General features: G+C 34.4%; 14 protein-coding genes. 2 read left to right on the top strand and 12 right to left on the bottom strand.

Going from position 1 to position 14,266, the window contains the following annotated elements; genetic code table 11:
- Positions 1-533: 533 nt before the first annotated feature.
- The 11 genes from ACWNMZ_RS13705 to ACWNMZ_RS13655 all read right to left on the bottom strand — a co-directional run bounded on the left by ACWNMZ_RS13705 (position 534) and on the right by ACWNMZ_RS13655 (position 11,522).
- Positions 534-1,709, bottom strand: coding sequence for a GerMN domain-containing protein (locus ACWNMZ_RS13705; RefSeq protein ID WP_031537365.1), 1,176 nt, complete (start codon positions 1,707-1,709; stop codon positions 534-536).
- Positions 1,687-2,253 (bottom strand): RNA polymerase sigma factor SigX, encoded by a 567-nt coding sequence (gene sigX, locus ACWNMZ_RS13700; RefSeq protein WP_268817824.1) that lies wholly within the window; start codon positions 2,251-2,253, stop codon positions 1,687-1,689. The genes ACWNMZ_RS13705 and sigX overlap by 23 nt, the downstream gene beginning before the upstream one ends.
- A 398-nt stretch (positions 2,254-2,651) precedes the next feature.
- Positions 2,652-4,424, bottom strand: a complete 1,773-nt coding sequence (locus ACWNMZ_RS13695) for an ATP-binding protein (RefSeq protein ID WP_251628014.1) — start codon at positions 4,422-4,424, stop codon at positions 2,652-2,654.
- Positions 4,421-5,137 (bottom strand): response regulator transcription factor, encoded by a 717-nt coding sequence (locus ACWNMZ_RS13690; protein WP_235249831.1) that lies wholly within the window; start codon positions 5,135-5,137, stop codon positions 4,421-4,423. Before ACWNMZ_RS13690 ends, ACWNMZ_RS13695 begins: the two co-directional genes overlap by 4 nt.
- Before the next feature lie 366 nt (positions 5,138-5,503).
- Positions 5,504-6,232 (bottom strand): 23S rRNA pseudouridine(2605) synthase RluB, encoded by a 729-nt coding sequence (gene rluB / locus ACWNMZ_RS13685; RefSeq protein ID WP_235249822.1) that lies wholly within the window; start codon positions 6,230-6,232, stop codon positions 5,504-5,506.
- Between the two features lie 339 nt (positions 6,233-6,571).
- Positions 6,572-7,105 carry a spore maturation protein gene (locus ACWNMZ_RS13680; RefSeq protein WP_031537357.1) on the bottom strand — a complete coding sequence of 178 codons (534 nt, stop codon included), beginning with the start codon at positions 7,103-7,105 and terminating at the stop codon, positions 6,572-6,574.
- Positions 7,106-7,111: 6 nt separating this feature from the next.
- Complete coding sequence (locus ACWNMZ_RS13675; protein ID WP_031537356.1) at positions 7,112-7,699, bottom strand: nucleoside recognition domain-containing protein; 588 nt, start codon at positions 7,697-7,699, stop codon at positions 7,112-7,114.
- Positions 7,692-8,843, bottom strand: coding sequence for a D-alanyl-D-alanine carboxypeptidase family protein (locus tag ACWNMZ_RS13670; protein ID WP_251628016.1), 1,152 nt, complete (start codon positions 8,841-8,843; stop codon positions 7,692-7,694). The genes ACWNMZ_RS13675 and ACWNMZ_RS13670 overlap by 8 nt, the downstream gene beginning before the upstream one ends.
- 180 nt (positions 8,844-9,023) lie before the next feature.
- Positions 9,024-9,917 carry a superoxide dismutase gene (locus ACWNMZ_RS13665; protein WP_031537354.1) on the bottom strand — a complete coding sequence of 298 codons (894 nt, stop codon included), beginning with the start codon at positions 9,915-9,917 and terminating at the stop codon, positions 9,024-9,026.
- A gap of 266 nt (positions 9,918-10,183) precedes the next feature.
- Positions 10,184-10,765 carry an SMC-Scp complex subunit ScpB gene (gene scpB / locus ACWNMZ_RS13660; protein ID WP_251628030.1) on the bottom strand — a complete coding sequence of 194 codons (582 nt, stop codon included), beginning with the start codon at positions 10,763-10,765 and terminating at the stop codon, positions 10,184-10,186.
- Positions 10,766-10,769: 4 nt separating this feature from the next.
- A complete protein-coding gene (locus tag ACWNMZ_RS13655; RefSeq protein WP_031537351.1) occupies positions 10,770-11,522 on the bottom strand; it encodes a segregation/condensation protein A in 753 nt (250 codons plus the stop codon).
- Between the two features lie 255 nt (positions 11,523-11,777).
- Here ACWNMZ_RS13655 and ACWNMZ_RS13650 point away from each other — a divergent pair, with 255 nt between their 5' ends.
- Positions 11,778-12,293 carry a DUF309 domain-containing protein gene (locus ACWNMZ_RS13650; RefSeq protein ID WP_235249793.1) on the top strand — a complete coding sequence of 172 codons (516 nt, stop codon included), beginning with the start codon at positions 11,778-11,780 and terminating at the stop codon, positions 12,291-12,293.
- An 86-nt stretch (positions 12,294-12,379) separates the two neighbouring features.
- Here ACWNMZ_RS13650 and ACWNMZ_RS13645 read toward each other — a convergent pair whose 3' ends face one another.
- The gene (locus ACWNMZ_RS13645) at positions 12,380-12,745 is read right to left on the bottom strand and encodes a GNAT family N-acetyltransferase (protein WP_031537349.1); all 366 of its coding nucleotides are present in this window, start codon (positions 12,743-12,745) and stop codon (positions 12,380-12,382) included.
- Positions 12,746-13,362: 617 nt separating this feature from the next.
- Here ACWNMZ_RS13645 and ACWNMZ_RS13640 point away from each other — a divergent pair.
- Positions 13,363-14,229: a DUF1002 domain-containing protein gene (locus ACWNMZ_RS13640; protein WP_235249782.1), complete on the top strand. Its 867-nt coding sequence runs from the start codon at positions 13,363-13,365 to the stop codon at positions 14,227-14,229.
- The last annotated feature ends 37 nt before the right edge of the window (positions 14,230-14,266 follow it).

Below are 14,266 nucleotides of genomic sequence, written 5' to 3'. Positions count from 1 at the left end.
TTAATTGTTAGAACTATAGAATAGGCAGCTGTAAAATCTTTCCCTTCTGTCACTTATAGTTGTTTAAAAAGGCAACAAAAATTATTTTATTCATTTATTCTTTTTTTATCCTATTTTGTTCCAAGCTTTGATAAAAGGATGAATATATTTTCTCAAAATAGCTTCCTTTATTAATTTCATGGGCACTGAAAAAGTATAGTTTCTCCAAGTTAAATAAGGGTTTATTGATTTGAAAGCGAATATTAAGTTGGTTTGGAGAGGCGATAGCTCGACTCCTATGGGAACTGCGAGAAAGTCCGAGACCCTGCAGGAACGCAGTGACGAAGCGGCTCGGCGCTCGCCCCATGGAAAGCGAGCTGTCGCCTCGGAAAACAAATGAAATACCTAAATTTAAAAGTCGTCCACCAACAATTATCATTAAATTGTAGTTTTTCAGAGACCTCATTAATTTCATGGGGTAGCACCATTTTCATAAAATTAATTTGACCAAAAACATAAAAAAGAAGCGTCCAATAACTACGCTTCTTTTCCCTTTATTCTTTTATATCCACTCTATTTGCAGCAACTGGAACAGCTAATTCTTTCGTTAATTGAAATTCACCAACTGCTTCAACTTTCGTATTCTCAAACTTAACTGTTGAGTATTTAAAGTCCTTTGCAGTTAAAAGGATAGATTCGATTGCATATAACGTCTTCTGATCCTCTTCCATTTTACTTTCATTTGACAAATGGACAATTAACTGCCTTTTCCCTTCGTCCTTTGAAACCTTATCAATATCAATTGTATCAGGGATTGATGCTGTTAATCCATGTGTTTCCATATCATCTTCCATTGCATCAAAAGCATTTTCAATTGTATCATAAGGTTTTTCCCAAGGTACATATAATGGTTTCTCTGTTGATTCATCTTGCAAAAGGAAGTAAGCACGTTTTTCCAGCGGACTATATTCAATAGTCGTTTCTTTTCGATTACCGAGCTCAACTCCTAGTTTTCCGTCTGTATAAAACATCATTTTCTTTGCACCAATTGTCTGCAATTGCTGCTGAATTAGTGTATTAAAAAAGTCCTCAGAATGTGAACCAATGTTCGTCAATTTTTGTTTCGTGTCTACTTCGATGGTATTATTACTTAAATGATAAGTAAACAGCTCTGGACTAATTGGAAAATAGTCACTTAACTGTTTATTAACACCAATCATTTTATCTATATTTTGAACATATAAATCAAACCTAGATAAATGATTCGGATTTTCAACTAAAATGCTAACAGGAACAATCACTTGGATATTTTGATCAGGAATTGGATAGGTTATTACCTCAGAATCACCTACGTCTTCATGATATATAGCAACTTTTGTAAGAGCCGGTGAGGCCATTTTCGTTTGCCGATCCGTAATTTCAGAATTTTGTATTTCATTTTCTTCTACCTTTTCGGACACACTATTTTTCATTAAAGCAGAATTATCAGCAACTTTACTTTCGCTCTCCAATGATTCATTGCTGTCCAAAAAACTTTGACTAATAATAAATAGAATCATCATTGTGCATACTGTCGCCAATATTGGCATGAATACTCTTGTTTTGTGAACAGATTTCTTTCTCATTTGGATAGTATGATAAATAAATTCCGGGCTCCGTTCATCTTTAATAGATGGCAATTGCTTAAGGGTTTGCTTGATTTTTTCATCATTCCACTTTTGTTTCGGCATAAGAATCCTCCTTCCCCCCGTTTTCCTCTAAAAAGGTCCGTAGTGCCTTTAATGCTCTGTGCTGTGTTGTTTTCACTTTACTTTCTGTCCATCCAAGTGTTTTCGCTGTCTCTGATATGGAAAGTTCTTGAATATATCGAAACACAATAACCATTTTCTGGTCTACTGTACAATATTGTAACGCATTGTAAACACTCTTCATTTCTTCCGATTGCATGGTAATTTCTTCTGGAAGAAATCCATCTGCTTTTATTTGCTGTTTGGACCAGTCAAACTTATCAATAATACGCTCTTTCCAATTCTTTTGTTTACGAAAATGGTCGATGGCAACATTTCTAGCAATACTAAATAACCAGGTTTTCTCCGTACTCTTACCCTCAAAGCGATGATAGGAATTTAGAACACGAATATAAACTTCTTGTACTAAATCTTCTGCCGTCTCCTTGTGATTTACCATATAAAATAAAAATTGAAAAACGTCATGATGATACTTAGTATAGATTTCATCAAAAACGGAGTTCATCTTTTCCCCTCCCCCGTTCAATATATTAGTCGTAATTTAGTGTCATTAGTTTCAGTATTTTATAATTAATTCTAGTTTCTTTTACTTATTCCTTATAATGTGCAACTATCATCAGTACTTTTTCTTCATCCCATACTGATAGTTGAAACATTTTGAGCACTCACATACAGTTGATCTCCCGCCTATTTTTCATGAAATTACTTAGCAAGCGTTCCGTCTTACAGAAGTTTAATAGTGGAATAAATATAATAAAAGGGGGTCAAGAAAAGTTTACCCTTACAAGTTATACTTGCATGTAGTAACATTCCTACATACAAAATGGAAAAATAGCTTGTAGGGTCAAAATCCTTCCATGACACCCCCATATGTTCTATTATGTTAAATTGTTTCTCATGAATCAAGAAGAATCGGCACTTTCTCTAATTTTCTTCTTTATTTCGAGGTAAAAAGATAAAAAATGTCGTCCCTCGACCATATTTACTGTAAACAGAAATATCGCCACCATGGGCGTCAATGATATTTTTTACAATAGCTAATCCTAGGCCAGTCCCTGCATTCCCTCTTGTTCTTGCTTTATCTGCTTTATAAAAACGTTCAAAAACATATGGCAAATCTTCCTCAGGAATACCTGCCCCTGTATCCTCCACTTCTATATATACTCCGTAATCATCAGAACGAGCACGTAAAGAAACAGTACCCTCACTCGGCGTATGTCGTAAACTATTATCCATTATATTGGTTAAAACTTGCTCGATACGATCTGGATCCAGCTCATATTCACCGATATCTTCTGAAATAAAAACAGTAAAAACTATTTCCTTCTCTTTCGCAATTGTTTTAAACTTTCTTGCAACGCGGTTTATAAAGCTATTTAAATCAACTTGTTCTTTTCTTAGTTCTAAGTAGCCAGTTTCCATTCGGGCTAAATCTAGAAATTCATTTACTAAGCGCCCCATTCTTAATGACTCATCGTAGATTATCCGTGCCATTTCTCTCTTTTCTTCCTCTGATTCAGCAATATTATCTACAATTGCTTCACTATATCCTTGTAACATACTTATCGGAGTTCTAAGTTCATGAGAAATATTCGCAATAAAATCAATCCGCAACTTATCTAATTTCCGTTCCTCTGTCATATCGCGAATAACCACAATTGCTCCCCTAATATCCTTTTTATTATAAAGGGGACTAACAATCATAACCCAGTTTCTGCCTTGTAAAGTGATTTCATCTATTTGTTCGTTACCAGTATGGACGGCAAGCTGAAATAATTTCTTCAGTTCATTAGGAATTTGCGCATGCATATCACTTAATTCGCCTTTTTCATAATACCAGTGTTGCAAGAATTTTTCTGCTGGTGGATTGGTAAGGAGCAAGCTCCCATTTCGATTAAGTGTTAGTACCCCATCTGCCATTCCACTTAAAATATTATCCAACTGTTCTTTTTCTTGGCTTAAGGCGTTCATATTAAAATGTAATCTTCTTGCCATTTCATTGAACGCAATCGAAAGTTCACCGATTTCATCTTGCGCCATTATAGGTACCTTTGTCGAAAAATTCCCTTGAGATACTTCAAAGGCAGCTTCTCTCATCTTTCTTAAAGGCGCAGTAATTCTTGTTAATAAGAAAAACGCAAATATCGTCGTTAAAATAACGGCAATAACAGCAGCTAATACGATAAATTTAGCTGTTGACTGCTTAGATTCATTCATCGATTGTAAAGACTGATAAATAAAAACAGCCCCATCATTCCCATTAACATGTAGGGGAGAACCTACGATTGCTACCTGCTCAGGTGTATCATCCTTATTCTTCCATCTTGTCATCACAACGGTTGGCTCATTACTTGATGCCACGTTTTTTAATGCTTCATTTTCTTCAATGTAAGAAACGGAGAGTTCCTGTAGACGACTCTCTGGATAATAATAAATTTGGTCAGGAGAAGAAATGATGAATGCTCCAGTCGAATGATCTAAAAGTTCCCCTACAATTTCTAATCCAGTCTGATTATTATGTTCTTTCATTATTTCTGATATTTTAGTTGCTGTATTGGTTAATTCAGTTTCCGTTTGCTCTGTATAATATTGCTCAAAATACTCCAGTAGCATGATTGTAAGAATCGTTAAAACAACGGAAACCAGCAATAAAAAGGTTATCCAAAGCTTAAATACTACGCTTCGCCAAAACTTCATCCATTGTTAACCTCAAACTTATAGCCTACTCCCCAAACAGTAACAATCATGCTAGCTGCCTCTTCCGAAACGCGATTAAGCTTTTCTCTTAATCTTTTAACATGTGTATCCACTGTTCTTAAATCACCAAAAAATTCGTAATGCCATACTTCTTTTAATAGTAATTCTCGATCAAATACCTTATCTGGAGACTTAGCTAGGAAATATAATAGTTCATATTCCTTTGGAGTTAAGCTTACTTCTTTACCGCTAGCTAATACACGATGTGCATCATGATCAATGGTTAATGCTGGAAATATGATGACGTCCTTTGATGAGCTGTCACTTTGTTCAAATGTAGTGGTGGTTGAACGTCTCAAGAGTGCTTTTACTCTTAAAACTACCTCTCTAGGACTAAATGGCTTTACAATATAATCATCTGTACCAACTTCAAATCCTTGAACTCTATTTACTTCTTCCCCTTTAGCAGTAAGCATGATAACAGGAGTAGTTTTTTTCTCTCTTAACTCCTTGCATACCTCCATACCATCTTTTCCAGGCATCATCAGATCGAGTAAGATAACATCATAATCAGTGTTTAATGCCTTAGAAAGAGCGCTCACTCCATCTTCCGCTTCCTCTACAGTAAACTCTTCTCTTTCTAAGTACATTTTTAAAAGACGTCTAATTCTTTCTTCGTCATCTACCACTAGGATTTTAATTTCCTTCTCCATCGTTCATACCTCCTAACAAAATACACGAAACGATATATTGTCCTATTATGTTTCGTATGTTACATGTATAAATAAATGCAATGTATGTTATGGACTATTATTTATACTGCAGTTTTCCAATTAAATAGTAAATTATTTAGATGATTTCTCTTATTTGTCACATTTATTATAGCATTATTATCATGCAGATATTGTTATCATCCCATTGTCATATGTGACACTTTTATGAACTTTTGTTGATTTACCTATTTATAACAGAACAAATGAGAAAGCTTTTTCTGATATTCAGTGAATAAATAGAAGCAGCAGAGGAAAGTCATTGTATTAAATAAACTCTCTCCAGCTGAAATCATATATATAGTATAATTACCCCTTCTTTTTCTGTGCTTCTGCTCTCAATAACTTCACTTCATGTGCAGTAAGTTCCCGAGCATCTCCAGGTTGTAAACCATTTAAATTTAAGAAAGAATATCTTTCTCTTTTTAATTTCATAACAGGTGTTCCAATCGCCTCAAACATTCTTCTTACTTGACGATTTCTTCCCTCATGGATTTTCAACTCAACGATACTTGTTCCTTTTTTCTTATCGACAGACAGGATTTTTGCTCTTGCTGGAGCAGTTTTTCCATCCTCTAGCATAATGCCTCTTTCCAATTGCTTTACTTTTTCCCGCGCTGGTATTCCCTTCACTTTAGCAACATAGACTTTTTCAATTTCACCCTTTGGATGCATCATTAAATTAGCAAATTCTCCATCGTTCGTTAACAAAATAATGCCAGATGTATCATAGTCTAGGCGTCCAATTGGATAAATTCTTGCTTCTATTTCAGTGAAATAATCTGTGACGACTTTTCTCCCTTTATCATCATTAACACTAGAGATTACTCCTCTTGGTTTATATAGTATGAAATAAACAGGTTCTTCTCTTTCTACAGGGATGCCACTTACTTCAATTTTATCGTTAGAACCGACTTTTACGCCTAACTCTTTAACTGTTTTTCCATTAACCCTTACTTTTCCTTCAAGGATTAATTCCTCTGCTTTTCTTCTTGATGCAATTCCTGCATGTGCAATTACTTTTTGTAGTCTTTCCAACTCTATCACCTCATCCAATTTCTCAACAGTAAAAAATGATTGATCGTTTTTATAAAGTATTTCTAAATGTTTATCCTATTTTTATAGTGTCAATTTATTAGAAAATAGACTAATTCAAAACGCTTGATCGTTCTTTTTTTGCCATTCCTATGAATTATGACATAAATTGATGAAATTTCAAAGAAATCTTTGAAATTAGGGGGTGCTACTCATTAAATACTACCAAAATTAAAAACCATTTTTAGAACTCACTTAGAGAGAATCTGGTAAACTAAAAAACAAAAAAAATGCCTTAAGACAAAGTTCCTAAACAAAAACTTCACCTAAGACATTTTGTTGTTATTTTCCAAACATTAAAGTTACCACAACAATAGCAGCGATAAATCCAACAAGATCTGCTAGTAATCCGACTTTTAGGGCGTCCCCCATCTTCTTTATCCCTACAGCACCGAAATAAACGGTTAATACATAGAGGGTTGTATCTGTGCTTCCTTGTATGACAGAAGCAAGCCTTCCAATAAATGAATCAGGTCCATAGGTAGAAATTAAATCGCTTGTCATTCCTAATGCCGCATTTCCTGAAATCGGTCTAATAATGGCAAGTGGTGCTACTTCAGATGGAACCCCGATAAAGTCTAATACCGGCTTGAGAAAGCTCATAAAATACTCTAATGCCCCAGATGCACGAAAAATAGAGATTGAAACGAGCATTCCTACTAAATATGGAATAATGGAGAAAGCAATCTGAATTCCTTCTTTTCCACCTTCTACAAAGCTTTCATAAGTTGGAACTTTTTTAAATGTCCCATACAGTAAAATAAACCCAATGAGGGAAGGAATCATCCACAATGAGATTAAAGAAATTATTTCCATCACTCATCACCCTTTCCGCATTCTCTTATGGTAAAAATAGCGGTCAATCAAAATCCCACCAATACAAGAGAAAATGGTTGCGATAATGGTTGGTCCTACTATATCTGTTGGAGACGCAGAATGATAGTTCATTCTAATTGCAATAACCGTTGTCGGAATTAAAGTTATACATGATGTGTTTAGGGCAAGAAAGGTAATCATACTGTTACTGGCTGTATTCTTGCCACCATTTAATCTTTTCAACTCTTCCATTGCTTTAATTCCTAATGGTGTTGCCGCATTCCCTAATCCAAATATATTTGCAATCATATTCGATAATATATACCCCATTGCAGGGTGATTCTTTGGAACCTCTGGAAATAGCTTTGCTACAATTGGCCTAAATAGGTTTGTAAGTTTTCGGAGCAAGCCTGCCTGCTCCGCTATTTTCATCATTCCAAGCCAGAAAACAAGTACACTAATCAGGCCAATACATATTGTCACTGCTTCTTTTGCCCCAGAAAAAATTGCTTTATTAACCTCATCCATTGTCCCATTAATAGCTGCAAAAACAATGCCAATTATAGCAAGGGCAGCCCAAATATAATTAACCATCCTTGCCAACCCCAGTCATTGCCATAAACATATTCTTGAAATAATCTAAAAAGCTTTTGGTTTCTTTGTTCTTATCATGTTTAAAATGAATAGGGACACTATCAACAAGCTTATCATCTAAATATATTTTTGCTTCACCAACTATTTCAGGTACATCCTCCTGATTTCTTTGCCAGTCTTCCTTTAGTTTTGTTAGTTTATACTCTACCTTAAATAAATCTTCCTCTTTCTTTGTCACAGGGAATTCAACAGCTGATTTTAAATAAATTTTATTTTTATAGAACTTATCTTTAACTGCTTTTATTTCCCCTTCCTCTAATACCTGTACCATTTTATATTGCTTAAAAGCCGTTTCAAACAGATTGATATGATCGTCCCAGTCATCAGGATCATTTAAAGTGACAGCAATATATGACACTCCATCCTTTTCAGCCGTACTAACTAACGTTCTTTTTGCTCTCTTTGTATAACCAGTTTTTCCTCCAGTTGAATATTCATAAAGACTTGTTAATAGTTTATTTTTATTTTTCCAGACACGATCCCATTTATCATTGGAGCTTTCAGAACGATAGCTTTCTGTTCCAGCAATTTTTTTATATGTATCATTGTTCATTGCATAGCGGGTAAGTAATGCCATATCATATGCTGAAGAATAGTGGTCTTCATGATCATCAAGTCCATGAGGGTTAGCAAAATGCGTGTTTTTCATTCCGATTTCTTCTGCCTTTTGGTTCATTAAATAGACAAATCCATCTAAACTTCCACCAACAGTTTCCGCAATTGCAACTGCAGCATCATTTCCTGAACGAAGCATTAAGCCATATACTAAATCCTCTAATTTAATTTTTTCCCCTTCTTGTAGATAGATAGACGATCCTTCTGTTTTTATGGCCGTACTACTGACAGTCACAGTCTTATCCAATTTTCCAGACTCAATTGCAAGAATGGCTGTCATTATTTTTGTTATACTGGCAATTCTTCTTTGCGTATATGCATCCTTTTCAAAAATAACTCGTCCAGAATCTTGTTCCATTAAAATAGCACTTTGAGCGCTCACGTACATTTGTGCACTGCTTTTTTGTGGAATAGCAAGGAACAGAATGGAGGTAATGATAGTAAAAATAATAATTTTACGTGATTTCATTTAACACAACCTCGTCTCCTTTTATGATTTGTACAAGTTTATGAAAAGAAAGACAGGCATATGACTATAATTCATGCTTTACTAGGAAATAAAAAATATGCAGCCCAGTATACTGCGCTACATACCAAAGATAGCTTTATATTTTTTTACATCTTTTTGCAAATTTACTAGGCTTTCCAGTTAATAAGGTCTCCACTTTAATTCACTTGCTTTTAAAAATCTGTTTTCAACATCTTTCCAATTAACGATATTCCACCAATTTTCTACATACTTTCCTCTATTATTTTTATACTGTAAATAGTAAGCGTGTTCCCAAACATCTATTACTAATAATGGAATGGTATCCCATTGTGTTAAAAGCATATGACGCTCAGATTGAAGAACTTCTAAATGCCTTGCTCTTGGAGACCATACTAAAAGCGCCCAGCCAACACCCTCTACCGCTTTCGCTGCTTCTGTAAAGTGCAGCTTAAATGCTTTGTAACTACCGAAATAATCCTTTATCTCTTCCAATAACGCCCCTTTTGGCTCCCCACCGCCATTGGGACTCATATTACTCCAAAAAATCGTATGGAGATAATGTCCTGAACCATGAAAAGCAAGCTCTCTAGACCAATGTTTCACAAGTGTAAAATCATTATCCTTTCTTGCTTCTTTCAACTTTTCCTCTGCCTTGTTTAGCCCATCCACATAGGATTGATGATGTTTCTGATGATGCAACTCCATTATTTCTTTTGAAATATAAGGCTCTAGTGCATCATAAGCATAAGGTAGTCTTGGCAATTGATGTTTCCCAACGGCTATGTTTGGCTCCTTCATAAATATTGTTCCAAGCTGTTGTCTTTGTGCAAAATAGCTTTCCATCTGATCATGGAGCTCCTCTGCCTCGTGTTGTATTTTAATTAATTCTTCTGTTTCAATGGGTCTTCTTTGAACCCCTTCCATTAAATACGAAAACTTATCAAGCCTTTTCCATATACTTTCTTCCTTTTGTACTTCTTCTGCCTCTAATAAGCTTTTTAATTGCTGGTTCCAAATCAACACATTTCTTACATATTCATTATAACTACTCATCTATATGTCAACTCCATTCCTTCGAAAATCGTTCTTATAAAAGGTATGACAATAAAGGTGGCATCATGTCTTTAAAATGCAGTCAGCGCATATCTTCTAGGACAGTAATTCTATTAAAAAACATAATACACGCTTTCTGCGGGTGATAACCAAAAGCGTCTATTCGAAAAAATAAAAAACCCAAACAATTATACGAAATTTTTGTTAACATCTCGTATAATTGTTTGGGTTTATATTTGGTCGGAATACTTAAGTACCAGCGTTTTTTAATCTTCTATTTGCTGAAAAGATTCAAAAAACAAATCTGCTTCTTCTTGATTAAACTCTTCTTCTTTTTCTGTTAATGGAGGAAGTTCTCCTAAATTCTTCAAGCCAAAATGATCTAAAAATTCCTTTGTTGTTCCATAAAGGATTGCTCTTCCTGCCCCATCTGCCCTACCAACTTCTTTAATTAGCGCTTTAGCAGCCAGTGTATGAAGTGGTCTTTCTGTTTTAACCCCTCGTATATCCTCAATTTCCGCCCTTGTAATTGGCTGTTTATAGGCTACGATTGCTAACGTTTCTAATGCAGCCTGCGATAAAGTGGAAGCATGGGGAGATTCCACTAACTTCTTTAAATAATCCGAATGCTCCTTCTTTGTGGCGAATTGATAAGTACCAGCTATTTCAATAATGGAAATTCCTCTGGATTTATCTTTACGATAATTTTTAATTAACTCATCTACTAATTGTTCGACCTCTAATTGCTCCAAATCTAGGACATGCATTAATTGCTTGATCGTTAATCCTTCATCTCCGGCAGCAAATAAAAGACTCTCAACAATCGCTTTCCAGTCATTCACTTTCAACCTTTTATTCAACTTCCTTTCCCATTACAAAAATATCTGCGAAGTTTCCTTCTTGTTCCACAAATATTTGTCTTCGCTTTAAAAGTTCTAGTATAGCCAAAAAAGTCACTACAATATGTGATTTTGTCGCAACTGGAAAAAGTTCATCAAAAGATGTTCTCCCTTTTCTATTACGTAAGAAACCAACAATTTCATCCATTCGACTTTCAATCGGTATTTCTTGCCTCGTGATTTTTGTTGCAAGTGGCGCCTGCAACTTTTTTCGTTTAAGCAATTTTTGAAAGGCAGCTAGCATATCATATAAAGAAACATCTAATTCTTGCTTTGCCATTTCCTCGGTCTTTAAGCTGAAATCTGATAAATCACTCGGAGGTTTTGTAAATATAAGCCCTCTTTCTAATTCCATCTCTTTTAAATCGTCGGCTGCCTCTTTAAATTTCCGATATTCTACTAACCTTTCAATTAAGTCTTCTCGTGAATCCTCTTCCGGTTCATAGATCATATCGTCATCAAGTAAATCTTCCTCGTGCTTTGGCAAGAGCATTTTGCTTTTAATTGCTAGAAGCGTTGCTGCCATCACCAAGAATTCACTTGCTACATCTAATTGTAAAACCTGCATAGCATGAACATAATCTAAATATTGTTCGGTAATTTCTGCTACGTTAATATCATAAATATCAATTTCCAATTTATTGATTAAATGAAGAAGCAAATCTAGCGGTCCTTCAAAACTATCAATTTTCACATTATACTGCATCATTCTCACCAAAATCCTAATAGAATACCCTTAACTTAATAATGATAGTATTAGTATAGAGGAAACACAATAGTTATCCAACAGAAAAATCATCCAATTCACTATTTTATAGCTTATCATTACATTTTTTTTCATTTATCGATATAATAACAACCAGAAAGATAGCATTTTCTAAGCTTAGTTATTAATATAATGAAAGTTATGTACAAAGTTGGCTTTTATCTTTAAGCCCAGCTAATAATAAAGGAGACGATTATGTATCCAAAAGAATATCTGCAATTTCTTGTTCATTTTCATGGGGATCAAGATTTTTTTGAGTGTCATGAAATATTAGAAGAATACTGGAAAAAGGTCGATTGTCGGAATAAGGAATCCATTTGGGTAGGATTCATCCTCATGGCCGTCTCTGCCTATCATCATCGAAGGGAAAATTTCAAAGGGGCACATAAAACAATCATGAAAAGCAGGAAGCTTTTAGAAAAACACAAAGAAGGCTTACATGCGTTAGGACTTGATGGGGAAGGCTTACTCTATTTATTAAGGCAACAAGAAAAAAATATCGCGCAAACCCTTTTATTTCGTCCTTATCCGTTACCTATTTCTGATTCCCACCTAGAAAAACAATGTAGAAAGTTGGCACACTCCATGGAAATCAGCTGGAATAACCAAAAAGATATCCCCATAGAAATTATACATCGCCATTTAAAACGTGATAGAAGCCTCGTTATCCAGGAGCGCGAAGAGGCTATTCAGAAGCGTCAAAGAGAATAGGCACTATTTTTAGCCAATTAAAAAGAGACTATTTCAGACAGGAAAAACGTTAGATGTTTTTTCCACAACTGAAACAGTCTCTTCTACTATTTATCTACTTGAACACCATCGCTACACTTAGATAAAAAATTCACAATTAATTCATTTGATTTCATTGTACGATTAGGATAAAGCCCTTTAACAGCCTGTACCATGGATTTCCCAACACCTTGGTGTCTATGAGATGGATTTACAGATATATGATGAATCGTAATAGAAGCTTCGTCTTCAAAAATAACACCGATTAAACCAATAATATCTTCTTCATCTTTCCACAGAAATAATTGCCAGTTTTCATCCGTCTCATATTGTTTAATTGTTTGTTGTAATACTTTTAAATCTTTTTCTGTAGGCATAAAAGATAATAATCCCATTGCAATCTTTTCAAATGCCTTTTTATATCGAATAATCATTAATATCCCTCATTATTTTTAAAACATAGTCATTAACAGTTTTCCCATCAAGAATAAGATTCAATCAATCTTTCCTGATCTAAAATCAAAAAAATATTCATCTGCACCGAAGTTGCCACGAATTTATTATCATCTTCTTCCCTCTTTTGCAAGAATTATCTAGGACCGGCCAAAAAAAATTATATATGTTATTGGTTCTATCATACATAAATTAGTGATATTCTTCAATGAAAATCTTATAAGCATTAGGATTCATTACCACATATGCCCAATTACCTAATTTCTTTTAACATTCTTTCTAATTCTTACACCAATAAGCTTCCTTTTTAACAAGTAATGTAAACGTAAAAACTCGATGTTAAAACTCTAGTTAATACTATATAAAATATGCACGCATCTACAAAAAAGCTACAAAAAACTTTATTTTTTCAAGCATTATGGAGAATAATAAAGGGAAAGAAAAAACAATATGACTATAAATAGGAAACTTATTACTATTTATATACGTCTATTAGATATAGTCACTTGATATTAAGTAACTATATGCTATTTCTAAGAGATGGGCATATAGTCTACTTAAAACTAGTACATCAGAAGGAAATACAGGAGGGAATTAAATGAAAAAAAATAAAATACTACTATTGATACTTGCATTCTTACTAGTGTTACCAATACCAGCTTACGCAGATGTTGCAGTAGGCGATATGATTGTTACACTAGGTGAGAATTTAACAACAGAGCAGAAGCAGCTTTTATTAACCGAAATGAATGCTCCTGAAGATGCCGAAATCATAACAGTTTCCAATCAAGAAGAACATCAATATTTAGGAAATTATATCTCAAAATCGTTAATTGGTACTAGAGCGATTTCCTCTTCTGCGATTACAATTGGGGACAAAGATACTGGTATTCAAGTAACAACGAAAAATATAAACTGGGTTACTGATGAGATGTATATTAATGCATTAATAACTGCAGGTGTAAAAGATGCAAAAATTTATATTACCGCTCCTATTGAGGTTTCAGGTACTGCTGCCTTAACAGGTATTATTAAAGCATATGAAGTGTCAACCGATACCGTAATCCCCGAAGACGTAAAACAGGCAGCAAATGAAGAAATGGTAGAAACAGCTAATTTAGGAGAAGATATTGGACAAGAAGAAGCTACTGCTCTAATGGCAAAAATTAAAGAACAGATAGCGGAGGAAAAACCACAAACGGTTGAAGAGGTACAAACAATCATACAAGATTCTGCGAAAGAATTAAATATCACTTTAACAGATGAGCAGTTACAGAGCCTTATTTCTTTCTTTAATAAACTAAAAGAGCTTAACATAGACTGGAATCAAGTAGGAAATCAACTAAGTGAAGCGAAAGATAAACTCACTGGATATTTAGAAAGCGAAGAAGGAAAAAGCTTCTTATCAAAGATTAAAGAAGTCTTTGCAAGCATAGTGGATGCAATTAAGTCTTTCTTTTCTTAATGAGCCACAAAAAATCCGGACAACCATACGAAATTTC

The sequence above is a fragment of the Niallia sp. Marseille-Q9988 genome (genome assembly GCF_976954375.1).
The sequence above is the reverse complement of the archived record's forward strand: the minus strand, read 5'-3'. Positions and strand labels throughout refer to the sequence as shown.